Source organism: Pseudomonas sp. 8Z, assembly GCF_902506535.1.
GTDB lineage: Bacteria > Pseudomonadota > Gammaproteobacteria > Pseudomonadales > Pseudomonadaceae > Aquipseudomonas.
Window position 1 is genome coordinate 597,738 of record NZ_LR733826.1, and the last position, 18,547, is coordinate 616,284.

Below are 18,547 nucleotides of genomic sequence, written 5' to 3' on the forward strand. Positions count from 1 at the left end.
GCGAGCGTACGGATTCGGGCGAGCAAAGCGCGGCAGTCTAGCCCCTGTCCCGCCACAGGCCAAGGGCCGCCGACTCAGTAACCGCGGGCGAAATCGACCTCGCCACGCAAAGACTCAGCAGCCTGCCAGCGCGCTAGATTGTCGAGAAACAAACCAACCATCAGGGTCGGATCGGTCGGCGCAGCACTATGCCCAGTCAACAGCAGGTTCTCCGTCGTCCAGAACGGATGCCCCACCGGCAACGGTTCCTGGCGGCAGACATCGATCACCGCCCCGGCCAGCGCACCCTGTTGCAGGGCAGCGACCAGATCCGCCTCGACCACCGAGTTGCCACGCCCAGCGTTGATCAGCAGCGCCTCGGGACGAAAACTCGCCAGCAGGCTGGCGTCGTAAAGATCACGAGTATTCGGCGTATCAGGCAGCAGATTGATGACGAAATCAGCCCAGCCCACCAGGCGTGGCAACGCCGACATAGCCGCAACCTCGGCGAACGGTGCCTGCTCACGCGCCTCGCTCGCAACGCCGCGCAGTTCCACGCCGAACGGCATGAGAAAGCCTGCTACGGCCTGGCCGATATCACCACAACCGACGATCAGCACCCGCCGCCCAGATAGGCTGCGCGGCAACATCTGTGCCCAGCGCTGCTCGCGCTGCGCCTGCTGGCGCTCAAACAGACGGCGTTCGTGAGCCAGTAGGTGGCCCAGCACGTATTCGGCCATCACCTGACCAAAGATGCCCACCGCCCGGCTCAAGCGGTAATCACGCGGCAAATCGTTGGCCAGCAGCGGCGTGATACCGGCCCAGGTCGATTGCAGCCACTGCGGACGCAGGCCCTGGCGCAACAGCGGCATCAACAGTGACGGCTCACCGAGCCACAGCGGGCGCTCAGCCGCCGCTATCGCCAGCAGCTTGGGATCATCACTGGCAAACAGATCAAGCTCGGGACGCGTAGCACGAATGCGCTCGGCGTAATGAGCATGATCCGCCTCAGCAATCAGTAAACGCATGGCTCAGACCGGGTCGTTGCGGCGCAGCAGCTCGTCCGGCAGATGCTCAATGTATTCATCCTCGGGCGGCGGCATCTGCAGGTGGTAGCCCTGTTTGTCGAGGTTCTCCAGTACCTGAGTGATGTCCTCACGAGCCAGTTGCCGCTCCGGGCTGAGCACCAGATCAAAGGCATGCACAGGCGCACCGAACACCGCCAACAGCCCTTCGGGCACGCGGGTCAGTGCCTCGGCCTTGAGCACGTAGAGGTACATCTCGTTCTTGCGCGGGCTCTTGTAAATGGAACAGATGCGTTTCACGCGGATTCTCCTTCGCTGGCCAGGCAATCGAGCAGTGCCTGGCCCATCAACTCCCGGCGCCAGCCACGCAGGGAATCGGGTAATTGGTAGGGGCCGTTGGGGTAGCCGCTTTTGAGCAGGGCTTCCAGGCTTTTCTTGCGCAGCATCAGTTCGGGGACGATGTCCAGACGCTCACCTTCACGCTGGCCAATGGCGCGCAGTTTCTTCAGCAGAGCTGAGGCTTCCACCGGCAAGGGATCCGGCAGTGCTTGGGGCCATTGCTCGGGCGGCAGTGCAGCGGCCTCACGGATCAGCGCCAGCAGGGTTTCGCCATCCTGGCGCACGGTCTTCGGATGCATGTCTTCGATGCGCGCCAACGCCGACAAATTATCCGGTTGAGTGCGCGCCAGCGGCCACAGCGAATGCTCACGTAGCACACGATTGCGGGGCTGGTTGCGTGCCCGAGCCTGGCGTTCGCGCCAGGCGCACAAAGCACGCAGCACAGCCTGCTGCTGGCGCGACAGCTTCCAGGCCAGCTTCGCTTCACGCCAGGCCTCTTCAGGAGCGATTTCACGGCCCAGATTGCTCACCAGCTCGGCCCCGTCCTCAAGAATCCACTCGACTTTCTGCGGCGCCAGACGGGCTCTCAGCGCACGATAGACCTCGACCAGGTGCGACACGTCTTCGGCCGCGTAGCGCACCTGTAGCTCGGACAGCGGGCGCTGCAGCCAGTCGGAGCGAGTCTCGCCCTTGGGCAGCTCGATATCGAGCAGCGCCAGCACCAAGCGCGAGTAGCCCATGGAGAAGCCGAGGTTGAGATAACCGGCGGCGACCTGCGTATCGAACAACGGCGCGGGCAGACTGCCAGTCAGCCGAAGGAAAACCTCCAGATCTTCGCTGCACGAATGCAGCACTTTCACCACGCTCTGCGCTTCGAGCAATGCCGCCAGCGGCGTCCAGTCATTGATGCGCAGCGGATCGATCAGGTAAGCCCCATCACCGCCACTGACCTGCAACAAGCCCGCGATAGGATAGAAGGTATCGACGCGCATGAACTCGGTGTCCAGCGCAACGAAGGGCAAGGTCTGCCAGACGGCGCAATGCTCAGCCAGTGAAGCATCGTCGAGAATCCAGTGAATGTCGTTGGCCACGCGGCTCTCCCCTATACAATGGCGCGCAGTATATATGCCCTGGTCGCTCGACGGGCAGCGCGCTGCCACGCCAGGTGCGATCTGTGTAATCTGTGCCACGAACCACCTTCGACACGGAAAACAATAATGCTGAAGAAATTATCCGCTCTCTTGCTCGTGTTGCTGGCCGCTGGCGCAGGTTATCTGATCATCACCCCCAGCCCAATCGACCCGCTGGCCTGGGACGCTGCGCCCGCGCCGACAATGACCGGCGTACTTGAACCCAACGACACCCTGATGAAGGCAGAGCTGCTGGCACGCGGACAGGTTCACGGCCCAGAAGACACCGCTGTCGACGCCCAAGGGCGCGTTTATGCAGGCTTGCATGACGGGCGCATTGTGCGGGTACTGGCAGAGGACAGCGTGGAAACCTTCGTCGACACCGGTGGCCGCCCACTGGGCATGGACTTCGATGCCAGCGGCAACCTGATCGTCGCCGATGCCTACAAAGGCCTGCTGAGCATCGCTGAAAACGGCGCGATCAAAGTGCTGAGCAGCGAAGCTGACGGCGTGCCCTTCGCCTTCACCGATGACCTGGACATCGCCAGCGACGGCACCATCTATTTTAGCGACGCCTCCTCGCGCTTCCAGCAGCCCGACTACCTGCTCGACCTGCTCGAAGCCCGCCCTCACGGGCGCCTGCTGGCCTACGACCCGGCCACCGGAAAGACTCGCGTGCTGCTCAAAGATCTGTATTTCGCCAATGGCGTGGCGCTGTCGGCTGCCGAAGATTTCGTACTGGTCAACGAGACTTACCGCTACCGCATCACCCGTTACTGGCTCAGAGGCGACAAGGCCGGTCAGCACGAGGTGTTCATCGACAACCTGCCGGGCCTGCCGGACAACCTGCAGGGTGATCGCAAAGGCACGTTCTGGGTCGCCCTGCCCTCGCCACGCAAGGCCGATGCCGACTTCCTGCACCGTCATCCCTGGCTCAAGGCACAAATTGCCAAGCTGCCCCGGATGTTTTGGCCAAAGCCGATTGCCTATGGCCTGGTCATCGCCATCAACGAGCAAGGCCAGATCGTACGCAGCCTGCACGACACCAGCGGCACTCACCTGCGCATGATTACCTCGGTCAAACCGGTGGGCGACATGCTGTATTTCGGCAGTTTGGACAACGACCGCATCGGCCGCCTGCAACTGCACTAACAGACGAGCAAGCGAGGCTCAGCCACGCGACAGGCGGCAGCGGCATATGGCGGTATGATGGAGCATCATCCACCCGACATAGGCCTCGCTCATGTCTCTCGCCCAACTGATCGATTCGCAGGCGCTTGCCTCGCGCCTGCACAGCCCCGACTTGGTACTACTCGACTGCCGCTTCGCCCTCGAAGATCCCGCCTACGGCCGACGCAGCTATCTGGAAGGGCATATCCCCGGCGCGCACTTTCTCGACCTAGAGCAGGATCTCTCCGCCCCTGTGGTCAAGGGCGTGACCGGTCGCCATCCACTGCCAGATCCCTCTGTGCTGGTCGAACGCCTGCGCCTGTGCGGGCTACGCCCTGACAGCCAGGTGGTGCTCTACGACGATGGCCCAGGTGCCTTCGCTGCCCGTGCCTGGTGGTTACTGCTTTGGCTGGGCAAACGTAATGGCCTGTACCTGCTCGATGGTGGCCTCAAGGCCTGGCGCGAAGCGGGTCAGCCGCTGAACACGCAAGCGCCGACAAACACCCCCGGTGATTTCACCGCGCACCCCGATGAGCGTTTGCTGATGAGCGCCGAGCAACTGCAGCAACGCCTGGGCAGTGCTGAACTAACCCTGCTCGACGCCCGCGCCTTACCGCGCTTTCGCGGCGAAGTCGAACCACTCGACCCGGTGGCTGGGCATATCCCTGGTGCGCAGTGCGCAGCATTCACCGACAACCTTGGCGCCGACGGTCGCTTCCTGCCACCCGAACAGTTGCGCGCACGCTTCGATGCTTTGCGCGGCGCGCGCCCGCTGGATGCGCTGGTGGCCTACTGCGGCTCTGGCGTCACAGCCTGCCATAACCTGTTCGCCATGAGCCTGGCTGGCTACCCACTGGCGCCGCTCTACGCGGGCTCCTGGAGCGAATGGATCACCGACCCTAAACGCCCACTGGCCAAAGGCGACTGACAACAGCCGCAAGACAGATCAGGCGCCACATGGCGCCTGCTTCAAGGCTGACTGGCAATCGCCTGCTCCACAGCCTTGATCAAATCCGGGTCATCGGGCTTGGTCAGACTGGAAAAGCTCGCCACCACCTTGCCCTGACGGTCGACCACGTATTTGAAGAAATTCCAGCGCGGTGCCTTGCTCTGTTCGGCCAGACCCTTGAATAGTGCAATGGCGTCATCGCCACGAACCGGCTGTGGCTCAGTCATGGTGAAGGTCACACCATAATTGACATAACACACGGTGGCCGTCTCCTTGCTGTCATCCGACTCCTGGCGAAAGTCATCGGACGGAACACCCAGCACCTCCAGGCCCTGCCCCTTGTAACGCTGGTACAGCGCCTCAAGGCCTTTGAACTGCGGAGTAAAACCACAGAAGCTGGCGGTATTGACCACCACCAACGGCTTACCGGCGAACTGACAAAGTTCGACGCTCTCGCCCTTGGCACGCAGCTTGGGCAACTCCCCTTGCAGCAAGGAGGGGCATTCGGCGGCCAGAACCGGCAGGGCCAGGCAGCAAAGCAGAACGCAACAGGCAAGACGACGCATAGCAGCGACCTCAGCAAATGAGACAGTTCAATCACGCTATTTGCAGGTTAGCACCCAACTAGCAGACACCGACACCCAACTGCAGCAACGCCAACCCGCCCTGACGCCAGCCCCACCAGGCCAACAACAGCGAGCCAGCCGCCAGTAGCAGCGCACCGCCGAAAAGCAACTGACGGCTCATGCCGCAACGCCCTGCAAGCGCGCTACCGGCACCTCACGCACCGGCCAGTTGAGCACGGCAGCCATCAGGCTCAAGCCAATGGAAATTTGCCAGACCAGATCGTAGCTGCCGGTGTGGTCATACAGATAACCGCCCAGCCAGCCACCAAGGAAGGAGCCGAGCTGGTGGAACAGAAAGACAATGCCGCCAAGCATCGACAGATTACGCACCCCAAACAGCGTGGCCACGGTGCCATTGGTCAACGGCACCGTGGACAACCACAGCAGCCCCATGGCGATGCCGAACAGGTAGGCGCTCCACTGCGTCAGCGGCGCCACCATAAACAGCGTGATAACCACCCCGCGCAGCAGGTACAGGGCACTGAGCAGGCGCGGCTTGGCAATGCGCCCGCCAAGCCAACCCGCGATGTATGTACCAAAGATATTGAACAGCCCCACCAGCGCCAACACCGTAGTACCGGTTATCGCAGGCAAATGATGATCGACCAGGTAGGCCGGCAAGTGCACGGCAACGAATACCACCTGAAAGCCACAGACAAAAAAGCCTAACGCCAACAGCCAAAAACCGGAGTGACCAACCGCTTCGCGCAGCGCTTCACCCAGTGTTTGCTCAGGCCCGTTGCTCGCCGGTGGCGGTGCTTCCTTGATCATCAATGCCAGCGGCAGAATCAGCGCTACCAGCAGCCCCAGCGCCAGCAGTGCTGATGACCAGCCCAGCCAACCGATCAGCCCGAGCGAACCTGGCAGCATGGCGAACTGGCCGAACGAGCCGGCCGCTGACGCAATACCCATGGCCATGCTGCGCTTCTCAACCGGCACGGCCCGCCCCACCACACCAAGAATGACCGAGAACGACGTCCCGGACAGGCCAATGCCGATCAGCAGACCGGCGCTCAGCGACAATGACAACGGTGAATCGGCCATGCCCATGCACACCAACCCCAGCACATAGAGCACACCGCCGATGACGATAGCCTTGCGCGCGCCGAAGCGGTCGGCCAGCGCGCCAGTAATCGGCTGCGCCAGCCCCCAGATCAGGTTCTGCAAGGCGATGGCAAAGGCAAAAACCTCGCGCCCCCAACCGAACTCCGCACTCATAGGCGACAAGAACAGGCCGAAACCATGGCGGGTACCCAGCGACAGCGCCAGGATCAGCGATGCCCCAAGCAGCAGCCAGGTGGTGGAACGCCATACAGTTGTCATTATTATCTCCAGCGCACGCCACCAGGGCTGTGACACAGTCAAAAGGTCATCAGACCAGTTCTTCGAGCAATTTCATCAGTTCGGCCCGACGCTCAGTGCCCAGTCGGGTCTTGAGATCTCGCTGCGCCTGCTCCCACAAGGGCAGCGCTTGTTCTATGCGCTGCAAGCCGAGCGCCGTTAAGCACACCTCACGGGTACGTTGATCACGCCCGCCACCTAGCCGCAGCAAACCTTGCTGCTCCAACAGTCGCAGATTGCGCCCAAGCGTGCTGCGATCGAGCCCCACGGCCTCGGCTAGTACAGAAATACTCGGCTGACCAAGGCGCCGCACGTGACTCAGTAAGGAATATTGCGCGACACCGAGCCCGATGGCGGCAAGTGCCTCATCGTAGATACGGCTAACGCCACGGCTAGCGCGGCGCAGTTGGGTGCAAAGGCAGGAGGTTGGCAACATGAATACAGGTATATACCCGTAATAATCCGACACAGTCATACAGTTGCGTGTTTTGTTAGCGCAACAGTTGTATCAAGCACTAAGCGCGAGGCTAAGCAGCGCCACGCACTCGCCCAACTCAACCAACGCGCCAGCCGTATCGCCCGTCGTACCGCCCAAGCGTTGCAACAGCGCACGGCGCAGCCAGATGAACAGCAGCGCACTCGCTGCCAGAGCCAACAGCGCCTGCCAACCAAACAGCAGCATGCCCAGCAGGTGCACGGCCAATACCCAAGGCAGTTGCTGGCGCGGCAGATGATCGACCAGCGCCTGACCTATGCCGCCCGAGCGCACGTAAGGCGTGGTTGCCAGTAATACCGGCAACAGGCTGCGCCCCAGCCAAGGTAGCAGCACCAGATAGACGCCCTGCCCGGCCTGCAGCAACGTCAGCAGCGCGGCGAACTTCAGTAGAAGCAGCAGCACCAGCACCACCACTGCGATGGGGCCGCTGCGTGGATCTTTCATGATCGTCAGGGTGCGCTCACGCTCACCAAAGCCACCCACCCAGGCGTCTGCCGTATCGGCCAGGCCGTCCAGATGCAGACCGCCGCTCAAACCAGCCCACAAGGCGAGCAAAATCGCCGCCTGCAAAGGCGCCGTCGCCTGCCCCAGCAGTAAGTGAGCCCCCCACAGCAATAGGCCAAGCAACAAGCCAACGACCGGGTACCAGAGCAAGGAACGGCCAATCTGCTCAGGTGCAGGCATACCCGGCAGGCTAACCGGCAGGCGCGTCAGGAACTGCAAGGCGATCAGCAGCGCGATCATGCCTGCTCCGTCAGTTGCCCGTCGGCATCCAGGCGCAAACGAAACCGCTGGGCGTATCCAACATTGATCTGCAGTAGATCCTGACGCGGTAAACCGCGTGCTCGGGCCAGCAGTAGGCGCATCACCCCACCGTGGGTGACCAATAGCAGGCGCTGACCGGCATAGGCCACGTGCAACCTGCTCACGGCATCGAGCACACGGTTCTCAAACCTCAGCAGAGGCTCGCCGTTGGGCGGCGTGAAGCCATAAGGATCAGCCCAAAACCGACCCAGCGCCTCGGCGTCAGTCTCCATCAACTGCGCCGCGCTGCGCCCTTCCCAATCACCGAAATGCAATTCCTGCAGATCGGCTTCGTAGTGCAGCGGCAGCCCCCTGGCGGCTGCGACTTCCTCAGCGAAACGGGCGCACCGTTGCAGCGGTGAGCTGATCAGACGATCCCAGGGGCCAGCATCCAGCACGGCGGTGCGCAACTGCGCCCAACCCTGCACGGTGAGGGCATCGTCCAGGCTGCCACGCAGCCCGCCGCCCTGCTCGGTTTCACCATGGCGCAGCAGTTCCAGTTCAAGCATCAAAACGGCCGCTCCGCCACCGCTGCCTCGGCGAACGTCGCCATCTGTCCGTGCAGTGCACAGGCCATTCGCAAGAGCGGCACCGCCAGCGCCGCACCACTGCCCTCGCCCAGACGCAGGCCAAGCTCCAACAAAGGCTCCGCCTTGAGCGCCTGCAGCACCAGCACATGCCCCGGCTCAGCGCCGTGATGGGAGAACAGCAGCCAATCGCGACACGCGGGGTTCAGCCGCACTGCCAGCAAGGCCGCAACGCTGCAGATAAAACCGTCGACCAGCACCACCATGCCCTGCTGCGCGGCAGCCAGATAGGCACCGACCAGGGCCGCGATCTCGAAACCACCAAGATGCACCAGCGCCTGCAGCGGCCCATCGATATGCGCGTCATGTCGCGCCAGGGCTGCCTCGATAACATGCGCTTTGTGCGCCATGCCCGCTCGATCCAGGCCCGTTCCGGGCCCGGTCAACTCACCTGCCGGGCAATCGAGCAACCAGCACGCCAGGGCCGTTGCCGAGGAGGTATTGCCAATCCCCATCTCGCCACCGACGAACAGGTCGCAACCCGCCATACGCGCTCGCAGGATGCTGTCACGCCCGACTTCGAGACAAATCATCAGTTGCGCCAGTGTCATCGCCGGATCACGTAGGAAATTCTGCGTACCGGCCCCAACGTGCAGATGTCGCACCCCTGGCAAAGGCGGCAAGGGCTCTGCCGTGCCGAGATCGATCACTTCCAGCGCAGCGCTCAACTGCCGTGCCAGAACACTGATCGCCGCGCCACCACTGACGAAATTGGCCAGCATCTGCCCAGTTACAGCTTGCGGGTAGGCCGAAACGCCTTCGGCCACCACGCCATGATCCCCGGCGAATATGCTGATCCACAGGCTGTCTACGCTTGGTTTCTCACGCCCTTGCAATGCCGCCATATGGATCGCCAGCGCCTCCAGGCGCCCCAGTGCGCCGGTAGGCTTGGTCAGTTGCTGTTGGCGCGCCTGCGCCTTGCTACGCGCTACATGGTCGAGCGGCTGGCAGGGGTCCTGCCACCAGTGCAACTTCATCATGCGTCCCCCTTGAGATACATGGGCAAGCCAGCAACGGTGAACACCACCCGCTGACTGCGTTCAGCCAGGGCCTGGTGCAGCCAGCCAGCTTCATCGACATAGCGGCGAGTCAATTCGCCGAGCGGCACCACGCCCAGACCGGTTTCATTACTCACCAGCACAATGCGCCCAGGCAGTTGATCGACACAGCCGAGCAAGGCTTCGCGCTCAGCCGCCAAGCGGGCCGCGTCGTCGAGCATCAGCAGATTGGTCAGCCACAGCGTCAGGCAATCTACCAACAGACAACGGCCCATGGCGGCCTGTTCACGCAGTACGCGCGCCAGCTCCAACGGCTCTTCGACCAACCCCCAATGCGCGGGGCGACGTGCGCGGTGTTGGCCAATACGTGCATTCATCTCACCATCGAGCGGCTGGCTGGTGGCGATATAGACCACCTCCAGCCCCGATTCACTGGCGAGCTTTTCGGCCAAGCGACTCTTGCCGGAACGGGCACCGCCGAGGATCAGTTCAAGCATGCTTCCACTCACATTCATTTCTCCCCGTAGAAACACACTCTGCTCGCGTACGGGACATAAAAGCTTCGCGAACAAAGCTCGCTGCTACAGGCCACAAAGCGCTCTGAGTTTTTCGCTATCTAGGTGCTGCTCGACCTGGTCGGCCAAGCGTTCGATGTCACGCTCACGCAGAGCGTGATAATCCACCGCCTGCACGTCACGCAGCCCAGCCCAGCGCAGCAGCGCCGCGCTGGCCGCCGGTTGTTCGAACAGGCCATGCAGGTAAGTACCGAGCACCTGACCATCGCCGCTCAGGCCGCCATCACGACGTCCATTCTCAAGCTGCACCGCACCATTGAGGCCCGGCCCACGACTGACTCCAGCATGAATCTCATAACCGCTGACCGCGGCCTGCTCCAGACACAATTGGCCACGCACGTTACGCAGTTGTTTCTCCGGCTCCAGCACCGTCTCGAAATCGAGCAGACCTAAGCCTTCGCTGCTGCCTGCGCCCCCCTCCAGTGCGTGAGGGTCGTGAATCTGTCGGCCCAGCATCTGCAGGCCGCCACAGATGCCCAAAAGTTTGCCGCCATAGCGCAAATGACGTGCGATGGCCGTATCCCAACCCTGCTCGCGCAGGCGCGCCAGATCAGCACGTACGCTCTTGGAGCCAGGCAGGATAATCAAATCGGCGGGCGGGATTGCCTGGCCTGCCTTGATAAAGCTCAGTTGCACCTGCGGGTGCAGGCGTAGCGGGTCGAAATCGGTGTGATTGCTGATGCGTGGCAGCACCGGCACCACGACGCGCAACGCCTGCTCGGCCTTGGCCTGCTGGCGGGTGTCGATAGCGTCCTCGGCTTCCAGATGAAAGTCCGTCAGGTACGGCAGCACGCCGAGCACCGGTTTGCCGGTGCGCTGCTCCAACCAGTCAAGGCCGGGTTTAAGCAAAGCGATATCGCCGCGGAAGCGGTTGATCACAAAGCCCTGAACACGTGCCTGCTCGGATGGGCTGAGCAACTCCAGCGTGCCGACCAGGTGAGCGAATACGCCGCCTTTATCGATGTCGGCAATCAGGATCACCGGGCAATCCACCGCCTCGGCGAAGCCCATGTTGGCGATATCGCCAGCGCGTAGGTTGATCTCGGCTGGCGAGCCGGCCCCCTCGACCAACACCAGTTCATGCGCCTCACGCAGCCGTGCATGAGACTCCAGCACCGCGGCCATGGCCACCGGCTTGTAACCGTGATAGGTCAATGCCTGCATATTGCCGATGGCGCGGCCATGGATGATCACCTGAGCGCCCATATCACTGTTGGGCTTGAGCAGTACCGGGTTCATGTCGGTGTGCGGCTCCAGGCCGGCGGCCTGCGCCTGCACCGCCTGCGCCCGGCCAATTTCGCCGCCGTCGACGGTCACCGCCGAATTGAGCGCCATGTTCTGCGGTTTGAACGGCGCCACGCGCACGCCCTGGCGCCGCGCCCAGCGGCACAGCGCCGTGACCAAGGTGCTCTTGCCTGCATCGGAGGTGGTGCCCTGCACCATCAGAGTGGCCATCAGTGCGGTTCCTCAAGGCTCGCCAAGATCGGCGCGCAGTCTCGCAGGCCCTGTTCAAGACGCTGCCAACCGGCTTCATCGCCAGGCAAACCGAAGCGCAGGCTGTCGAGCTCAGCAAACAGCCGCACCAAAATGCCCCGCCGCGCCAGCAACTCCATGCACGGCACCGCACGTCGCGTGCTGCAAAACTGGAACAGCGCTGTGCCCCCAGTCGGAGGTAGGCCGCTGTCGCGCAGGAGCGTGGCCAAGCGCGCCCCGTCGGCCAGCAAGCGCTCGCGCTGCAGACGTTGCCCTTGCTCATCACTCAACAAACTCAACGCCACGCTGCGCGCCGGGCCACTGACAGCCCAAGGCCCCAGCCACTGCTCAAGCTCATCGAGCAGTGCCTGCGCCGCGAGTACGAAACCCAGGCGCATACCAGCCATAGCGAAGAACTTGCCGAACGAGCGCAGTACGATCAGCCCAGCCATATCGCTGAAAGCCGCCAGGCTGTGCTGCGGCGTACAGTCCATGAACGCTTCGTCGACCACCAGCCAACCGCCACGCTCAGCCAACTCATGGTGCCAGTCGAGCAAACGTATCGGTTCGATCAGGCGTCCAGTGGGGTTATTCGGGTTGACCACCAACAACACGTCGAGCTGCGGCAAGGCGCGATGAACCGAGCCTTCGCTGAGGGTGATGATGCGATGGCCCTCGCGCTGCCAGGCTGCCGCATGCTCGGCATAGGTGGGCGCCAGGATGCCAACGCTGCAGGGTTTACGCAGACGCGGCAGCGTCTGGATGGCAGCCTGCGAACCGGCCACGGGCAATAGACTGGGGGCGCCGTAGTAAGCACGTGCCGCGATCTCTAGGCCATCATTGACCTCGGGCAGGCGCATCCACGCCTCGGCAGGCACAGATGGCACCGCCAGAGCATAAGGCGCGACACCGGTGGACAGATCCAGCCAGTTATCCAGGGCAATGCCGTAACGCTGCGCCGCGGCGCGCAGGCGGCCACCATGCTCAAGCACCGAGTACCTCCCACAGCAGCAGACACAGCAGCCATAGCGCAACCCCGCCGATGACCCGATTCATCGCCCGCTCGATATCGGCAGCACGCGGCGCCGGACCTTCGCCGAGCCGCGCACGCTCATGCACTTGACCGTGGTACTGCGCAGCACCGCCCAGGCTGACGCCCAGGCTGCCTGCGCCAGCCGCCATCACCGGCCCGGCATTGGGGCTATCCCATAACGGCGCCTGTCGCCGCCAACAACGCAGCGCCAGCACGGTACGGCCAAGCAACGCGTAAGTCAGCGCCACCAGACGCGCCGGGATGAAGTTGAGCACATCGTCAATCCTTGCCGCCGCCCAGCCGAAGCGCTCGAAGCGCTCGTTGCGATACCCCCACATGGCATCCAGCGTATTGCTCAGGCGGTACAGCACCACACCCGGCGCACCGGCGACGACGAACCAGAACAAGGCGGCGAATACCGCATCGGAGCCATTCTCCAAGACCGATTCGGTGCCCGCACGAGCGACACCGGTTGCGTCCAGTTCGGCGGTATTGCGGCTGACCATCCAGCCAACCCGCTCACGTGCCAGCGCCAGATCGCCCAGACGCAACGCCTGCGCTACCGGCTGTGCGTGCTCATAGAGGCTACGCAGGCCGAGGGCGAAATACAGCGCGAGGATCTCCACCACCCAGCTCAGCGCGCTGAACTGTACCAGCAGCCAGGTCAGCAGCGTCAGCGGCAGCACAGCCAGACACCAGGCGGTCACGCCATGGCTGCGCCAGCCGCCACCGGCGGGGTTGAAGCGCTGCTCCAGGCGATTGGCCAGGCGACCGAAAGCCACCAGTGGGTGCGCCCGTCGCGGTTCACCCAGCACGCTATCGAGCGCCACGCCTGCACAGGTGATCAACGCCAGGCTCATGCTTCAGTCACCCTTGGCACCCCATCGATTCTCGAACAGCAACTCGCTCAGCGGTCGCGGCGTGGCCCACCCCTCTTGCACCAGCATCGGCTTCTCATAAAAAGCCTGCACCGGCCCCAGGCACAGCAACGCCACTGGCTTGCTGCCAGGTGGCATACCGAGCAGATCGGCCAATGCCTCGGGATCAAATAGCGATACCCAGCCCAGCCCCAACCCTTCGGCACGCGCTGCCAGCCATAGATTCTGAATGGCGCAAGCCACCGAGGCCATATCCATTTCCGGCAGGGTACGTCGCCCAAAGACATGCGCCTCACGGCCTTCCATCAGGGCAACCGCCAACAGCTCGGCGCAATCGCCAATACCCTCGACCTTCAAGCGCATGAACTCGTCACTGCGCTCGCCCAGAGCCTCGGCGGTTCGCACACGCTCAGCCTCGACCAAAGCATGGACGGCCTCGCGCAATTGCGGGTCGCTGATCCGCACAAAGCGCCAAGGCTGCATCAAGCCGACACTGGGCGCGTGATGCGCCGCTTCAAGCAGGCGTGCCAAGATCTCGGGCGGCACCTGGCCACCAGCGAAGTGGCGCATGTCACGGCGTTCGGCAATGGCGCGGTATACCGCCGCGCGCTCCTCGGGGCTGAAAGCATGTTCGGTCATGGGCGCAACAGCGCTGCGGCTGCCTCTGGGTTGGATGGCATATAGAAATGAATGTAGCTGGCAGTCAGCCGCCCCAGACGATATACCGCCTCAGCTACCGGCTTGCCGTTCGGGCAGCGGCCAAGTGCCAATGGCTCAAGCGGGCTTTGCAGGCGCGAGTGATGGTAGCTGTGCCCACGCAGCTCACCCTCCGGCAACGTCACCGCCTGCAGGGCCAGCGCGGTTAAGCGCGGCTGCAAGGCTGCACTGCCTGCCAGCAAGCCAAGCATACGGCCACTGGCGCCTTGCTTGTCGCGTAACTCATTGAGCAGGTAGAGCATGCCGCCACACTCAGCCAACAACGGCTTACCCGCCTCATGGTGACGGCGAATCGCTGCCGCCATGGCCTGGTTATTTTCCAGCTCGGCCAGGTACAGCTCGGGATAACCACCAGGCAGGTAGAGGCTGTCCACTTCAGGCAACTCGGCGTCGGCCAATGGCGAGAAAAAATGCAGCTCGGCGCCAAGAGCCCGCAGCAGATCGAGATTGGCCTGGTAAAGGAAAGCGAACGCGGCGTCACGCGCCACACCAATGCGTACACCGGCCAGCCATGCACCAGGCTCGTCCATCTGCGGCGCAGCAAAGCTCACTGCAGGCGGCAAATCCACATCGGCACTGGCCTGCAATGCATCGGCAGCAGCATCCAGGCGAGCGTCCAGATCCTCCAGCTCGACAGCCTGCACCAACCCCAAATGACGGCTCGGCAACTCCACCGCAGCACTACGCGGCAAAGCGCCGAACCAGCGAATGCTAGGCGGCAAGGCATCACGCAGGATGTCGCCATGGCGACTGCTGGCAACGCGATTACCCAGCACCCCGGCAAAGGGCAGATCCGGCTGAAAGGTGGCCAGGCCATGAGCCAACGCGCCGAAGGTCTGCGCCATGGCCGAGCCATCGATCACGCCTAATACCGGCACACCGAAATGGCGCGCCAGATCAGCAGCCGAAGGCTTGCCGTCGAACAACCCCATCACCCCTTCGATCAGAATGAGGTCGGCCTCGCCCGCGGCCTGCCACAACAGACGGCGGCTTTCCGCCTCACCGACCATGGCCAGGTCGAGCTGGTAAACCGGCGCACCACTGGCGCGCGCATGAATCATCGGGTCGAGAAAGTCAGGGCCACACTTAAACACCCGCACCTTGCGCCCCTGACGGGTATGCAAGCGTGCCAGGGCGGCGGTAACGGTAGTTTTGCCCTGGCCGGAAGCCGGGGCGGCAATCAGCAGTGCCGGACAATGACGCGCGCTCATCAAAATTCGATGCCCTTCTGCGCCTTTACCCCGGACTTGAAGGCATGCTTGACCAGACTCATCTCGGTAACCGTATCGGCCGCCTCGATCATCCCCGGCAAGGCGCCACGACCGGTCACCACCACGTGCTGCAGCAGTGGCCGCGCCTCGATATCGGCCAGCACCGCCTCCAGTTCGAGATAACCGTGTTTCAGGGCGATATTCAGCTCGTCGAGCACCACCAGGCCAACAGCCTCATCACTCAGCAAACGCCTGGCCACAGCCCAAGCCTCTTGTGCCTTGGCGATGTCACGCTGGCGATCCTGGGTTTCCCAGGTGAAACCCTCGCCCATCACGTGGTAGCTGACTTCCTCGGGGAAACGGCGGAAAAAGGTTTCCTCGCCAGTGCTGGCCGCGCCCTTGATGAACTGCACCACGCCGACCTTTATGCCGTGACCGAGCGCACGCGCGACCATGCCGAAGGCGCTGCTGCTCTTGCCCTTGCCATTGCCGCTGTGCACCAGCAGCAGACCATATTCGTCCTGGGCCTGGGCAATCTTCTCGTCGATCAGAGCTTTCTTGCGCTGCATGCGCGCCTTGTGGCGGGCATCGCGGTCGGCGGACTCGCTCATGCTGTGCTCCCGTACGTCAGGCGCCCGTTCCTCACCCGCAAGTGCAGAGCAAGACAACGAAGAGCCACGGCACTAGGCCGCGCAGCTTCATCCAGGCGCAAATGGCTGATCAGGCAGACGGAAGACGAAAACACGAACGCCCCGCATGAATCGGGGCGTAAGCCGGACAACGCCCTCCGCGATGCCGTGAAACTGCGACAGGCCGGTCTCCGGGCTCATGAGCGGCGCCAATCACGCCCCGCCGCGCCTTCCCGTGCACTGCACAGTGGCCTGAAGCGGCATTTGACTCACCTACCGTTGCGGGGGCAGCGCCGGCATGCGAACCGGCTTCCCTGTTTCACCCCTAAGTCGCCAGTTACAGCAACGCGGGGCACCTGAAGCAAGGCGCGCAGGGTAGAGGCTGTCTGGCCTGCGCGTCAATGTACAACGCCCCAGACACCTACCTGAATGGCATATCCATGCACACACAAACAACAAAAGGGGTTCACTCGCACACAGCAAGCCGCCAAACACGCCCCTGTCAGAAACTCAGGGATTACGCGCCAGATCAGGCGTCAGTACGCGCTTGGCACTCAGATACGCAGCATGCCAGTAACGGTTGTCCAGGCTATCAAGACGCACCGTGCCCCCAGTAGATGGCGCATGCACGAAACGCCCCTCACCAACATAAATCCCGGCATGACTGACAGCACGCCCACCACTGGTTGCGAAGAACACCAGATCACCACTGCGCAGCTCATCACGTGCAACACCTGGGCGACGCATCGAACTCAGCTCGCGCGTCGAGCGCGGCAGGCTGATACCGGCAGCATCACGGTAGACATAACCGATAAGGCCACTGCAATCGAAACCACCATCAGGGGTATTGCCGCCATAGCGATACGGCGTGCCGACTAACCCCAACGCACGAAACAGCACATCCTCGGCAGTACCGGACTGATCGAGCGAAATAGGTGCAGGCGTGTAAACAGGCTGGGGAGCAGGAGGCGAACTGCTGCAGGCACTCAGCAGAGCAATCAAAGAGATGAGGGCGAGACGGAGCATGAGGGGCATTGGCGAAACGATCCTGTGCCTGGCTGCACGCCACTGTGCCGATAAGCGACGAACGGCGCAACCCTGCAGGGCAGCGCCGCTTCGATCACGGATGATGGACGCTAACGTCCTCTTGCGGCGCCAGCGCCAGAACACGCTTGGCCTCAAGGTAACTGCGCTTCCAGTAGCTGTCGTCGAGGCTATCGATACGCACACCACCACTGCGGCGACTGCTGGAGTGGATGAACTGGTCATCACCTATGTAGATACCGGCATGACTGACACGCCCACGACCGCGATCGTTGAACAGGATCAGATCACCCGGTTCAAGATCTGCACGCGCCACCTTGGGCGCATCCAGCTTGATCAACTCGCGCGTGGAGCGCGGCAGTTGTAGCCCCAACTCTTCCCGAAACAGATAGCCGACAAAGCCACTGCAGTCGAAGCCAGACTGAACCGAGGTGCCGCCATAACGATACCGAGTACCGATCAGCGAACGCCCAAGATCCAGCAAGCTGTCGGCTAGCTGAGGCATTTCATAGGGTTTTCCGTTAAGCGTCGCAGCGGCTTCTTCGTCGCTGCCTGCAGCGTCCAGATGAGTGACCGGACGTGATGGGAAAGTCGATTGCACCGCGACGCTTTCATCGGTCTGCGGCTGCGGCGCATGGCCGGCGCAGGCGACAAGAAAGACCGTGAGTGCGAGGGGCACGAGGGGTGCGAAGCGTTTTAGCATGGGCACGACCGTGTCGAGAGAGAAAGGTTCTAAGTGCGCGACTATGCCCTCTATAAATGCTATTTGCAAATTCTATCGTTAGAAATGTGACCCAGTAGTTTTGGCAACACATCTAAGGCTGTCCCAACCAAGCGGACATCCACCTCTGCGCTCAAGGCTGTCAGGCCTGGATTGATCTCAACCGCAAGCCCGCCACGCTCACGCGTACGCAACACCGGCTCAACAATGTAAGGGAATGTCGACGAAGTGCCGACACTGAGCACCAGGTCAAACCCTTTGCGCAGTTCAGCATACAGCGTATCGATGGCCTCTTGCGGCAACATCTCCTCGAACAGCACCACAGGCGGCCGCAAGACACCGCCACATGCATTGCAGCGCGGCGGCAGCGATCGCTGCAGATGCGCCGCCAGCTCTTCGTCCTCAGCCGCACAGGACTGACAAAACAAAGGCGCCAGTACACCATGAATCTCGATCAGGCGCCCTGCCGGACTGCCAGCAGCACGATGGTAGCCATCGATATTCTGAGTTAACACCCAGCACCCTGGAATCCGGCGCTGCAACTCGGCAATCGCCAGATGCCCAGCATTTGGCACAGCCTGCAGACATGCGCCACCGAGCTCGGCAAGGTACTTCCAGCACAGAGCAGGATCACGCCGCAGCATCGCCCCGGACAACACTGCCTCGATAGGCAGACCATCTTCGGTGCGTCCGTTGTAGAGCCCACCGAGTCCTCGATAAGTGGGCAAGCCAGAGTCGGCGGAAAGCCCAGCCCCCGTGATAAAAAGTACGCGCTCAGCCCTAGCAAGAGCCTGAGCCACTCTGTAAAGCGCTGCCTCCATT

22 protein-coding genes and 1 riboswitch are annotated in these 18,547 nt (G+C 62.6%); of the genes, 2 read left to right on the forward strand and 20 right to left on the reverse strand.

Annotated elements, in window-relative coordinates:
* Positions 1-74: 74 nt before the first annotated feature.
* From AERO9A_RS12125 to rnd, 3 genes are read right to left on the reverse strand one after another with little or no spacing between them, the layout of a single operon-like run.
* Entirely contained in the window at positions 75-1,007 is a 933-nt protein-coding gene (locus tag AERO9A_RS12125; protein WP_159972194.1) for a D-2-hydroxyacid dehydrogenase, read from the reverse strand.
* Positions 1,008-1,010: 3 nt separating this feature from the next.
* A complete protein-coding gene (locus AERO9A_RS12130) occupies positions 1,011-1,304 on the reverse strand; it encodes a YcgL domain-containing protein (protein WP_159972195.1) in 294 nt (97 codons plus the stop codon).
* A complete protein-coding gene (gene rnd / locus AERO9A_RS12135) occupies positions 1,301-2,434 on the reverse strand; it encodes a ribonuclease D (protein WP_159972196.1) in 1,134 nt (377 codons plus the stop codon). Before rnd ends, AERO9A_RS12130 begins: the two co-directional genes overlap by 4 nt.
* Positions 2,435-2,563: 129 nt before the next feature.
* Between rnd and AERO9A_RS12140 the strand changes: the two genes are divergently transcribed.
* Both AERO9A_RS12140 and AERO9A_RS12145 read left to right on the forward strand, forming a co-directional pair.
* Positions 2,564-3,625, forward strand: a complete 1,062-nt coding sequence (locus AERO9A_RS12140; protein WP_159972323.1) for an SMP-30/gluconolactonase/LRE family protein — start codon at positions 2,564-2,566, stop codon at positions 3,623-3,625.
* A gap of 91 nt (positions 3,626-3,716) precedes the next feature.
* Positions 3,717-4,571, forward strand: a complete 855-nt coding sequence (locus AERO9A_RS12145) for a sulfurtransferase (protein WP_159972197.1) — start codon at positions 3,717-3,719, stop codon at positions 4,569-4,571.
* 41 nt (positions 4,572-4,612) lie between these two features.
* On the opposite strand, the gene AERO9A_RS12150 is transcribed toward AERO9A_RS12145, so the two are convergent.
* The 17 genes from AERO9A_RS12150 to AERO9A_RS12225 all read right to left on the reverse strand — a co-directional run bounded on the left by AERO9A_RS12150 (position 4,613) and on the right by AERO9A_RS12225 (position 18,546).
* Complete coding sequence (locus tag AERO9A_RS12150) at positions 4,613-5,158, reverse strand: glutathione peroxidase (protein WP_159972198.1); 546 nt, start codon at positions 5,156-5,158, stop codon at positions 4,613-4,615.
* Positions 5,159-5,216: 58 nt separating this feature from the next.
* Positions 5,217-5,339: a hypothetical protein gene (locus tag AERO9A_RS22490; RefSeq protein ID WP_256665948.1), complete on the reverse strand. Its 123-nt coding sequence runs from the start codon at positions 5,337-5,339 to the stop codon at positions 5,217-5,219.
* Positions 5,336-6,541, reverse strand: coding sequence for an MFS transporter (locus tag AERO9A_RS12155; protein ID WP_159972199.1), 1,206 nt, complete (start codon positions 6,539-6,541; stop codon positions 5,336-5,338). The genes AERO9A_RS22490 and AERO9A_RS12155 overlap by 4 nt, the downstream gene beginning before the upstream one ends.
* 49 nt (positions 6,542-6,590) lie before the next feature.
* On the reverse strand, positions 6,591-6,995 hold the full coding sequence (locus tag AERO9A_RS12160; protein WP_159972200.1) for a MarR family winged helix-turn-helix transcriptional regulator: 405 nt from the start codon (positions 6,993-6,995) through the stop codon (positions 6,591-6,593).
* Positions 6,996-7,067: 72 nt separating this feature from the next.
* On the reverse strand, positions 7,068-7,799 hold the full coding sequence (locus tag AERO9A_RS12165; protein WP_159972201.1) for an adenosylcobinamide-GDP ribazoletransferase: 732 nt from the start codon (positions 7,797-7,799) through the stop codon (positions 7,068-7,070).
* A complete protein-coding gene (gene cobC / locus AERO9A_RS12170; RefSeq protein ID WP_159972202.1) occupies positions 7,796-8,368 on the reverse strand; it encodes an alpha-ribazole phosphatase family protein in 573 nt (190 codons plus the stop codon). Before cobC ends, AERO9A_RS12165 begins: the two co-directional genes overlap by 4 nt.
* Complete coding sequence (cobT, locus tag AERO9A_RS12175; RefSeq protein WP_159972324.1) at positions 8,368-9,423, reverse strand: nicotinate-nucleotide--dimethylbenzimidazole phosphoribosyltransferase; 1,056 nt, start codon at positions 9,421-9,423, stop codon at positions 8,368-8,370. The genes cobC and cobT overlap by 1 nt, the downstream gene beginning before the upstream one ends.
* Positions 9,423-9,941, reverse strand: coding sequence for a bifunctional adenosylcobinamide kinase/adenosylcobinamide-phosphate guanylyltransferase (gene cobU / locus AERO9A_RS12180; protein ID WP_159972203.1), 519 nt, complete (start codon positions 9,939-9,941; stop codon positions 9,423-9,425). Before cobU ends, cobT begins: the two co-directional genes overlap by 1 nt.
* 84 nt (positions 9,942-10,025) lie before the next feature.
* Complete coding sequence (locus AERO9A_RS12185; protein WP_159972204.1) at positions 10,026-11,474, reverse strand: cobyric acid synthase; 1,449 nt, start codon at positions 11,472-11,474, stop codon at positions 10,026-10,028.
* On the reverse strand, positions 11,474-12,484 hold the full coding sequence (cobD, locus tag AERO9A_RS12190) for a threonine-phosphate decarboxylase CobD (RefSeq protein WP_159972205.1): 1,011 nt from the start codon (positions 12,482-12,484) through the stop codon (positions 11,474-11,476). Before cobD ends, AERO9A_RS12185 begins: the two co-directional genes overlap by 1 nt.
* The gene (cbiB, locus tag AERO9A_RS12195) at positions 12,477-13,385 is read right to left on the reverse strand and encodes an adenosylcobinamide-phosphate synthase CbiB (protein WP_159972206.1); all 909 of its coding nucleotides are present in this window, start codon (positions 13,383-13,385) and stop codon (positions 12,477-12,479) included. Before cbiB ends, cobD begins: the two co-directional genes overlap by 8 nt.
* Before the next feature lie 3 nt (positions 13,386-13,388).
* Positions 13,389-14,042: a 5,6-dimethylbenzimidazole synthase gene (gene bluB, locus AERO9A_RS12200; RefSeq protein WP_159972207.1), complete on the reverse strand. Its 654-nt coding sequence runs from the start codon at positions 14,040-14,042 to the stop codon at positions 13,389-13,391.
* Entirely contained in the window at positions 14,039-15,331 is a 1,293-nt protein-coding gene (locus AERO9A_RS12205) for a cobyrinate a,c-diamide synthase (protein WP_159972208.1), read from the reverse strand. The genes bluB and AERO9A_RS12205 overlap by 4 nt, the downstream gene beginning before the upstream one ends.
* On the reverse strand, positions 15,331-15,942 hold the full coding sequence (gene cobO, locus AERO9A_RS12210; RefSeq protein WP_159972209.1) for a cob(I)yrinic acid a,c-diamide adenosyltransferase: 612 nt from the start codon (positions 15,940-15,942) through the stop codon (positions 15,331-15,333). The genes AERO9A_RS12205 and cobO overlap by 1 nt, the downstream gene beginning before the upstream one ends.
* A 182-nt stretch (positions 15,943-16,124) precedes the next feature.
* A riboswitch (cobalamin riboswitch) is annotated at positions 16,125-16,335 on the reverse strand.
* A gap of 135 nt (positions 16,336-16,470) precedes the next feature.
* Entirely contained in the window at positions 16,471-16,995 is a 525-nt protein-coding gene (locus tag AERO9A_RS12215; protein WP_159972210.1) for a C40 family peptidase, read from the reverse strand.
* 85 nt (positions 16,996-17,080) lie between these two features.
* Positions 17,081-17,707 carry a C40 family peptidase gene (locus AERO9A_RS12220; RefSeq protein WP_159972211.1) on the reverse strand — a complete coding sequence of 209 codons (627 nt, stop codon included), beginning with the start codon at positions 17,705-17,707 and terminating at the stop codon, positions 17,081-17,083.
* 59 nt (positions 17,708-17,766) lie between these two features.
* Positions 17,767-18,546 carry an NAD-dependent deacylase gene (locus tag AERO9A_RS12225; protein ID WP_159972212.1) on the reverse strand — a complete coding sequence of 260 codons (780 nt, stop codon included), beginning with the start codon at positions 18,544-18,546 and terminating at the stop codon, positions 17,767-17,769.
* Between the last annotated feature and the right edge of the window lies 1 nt (position 18,547).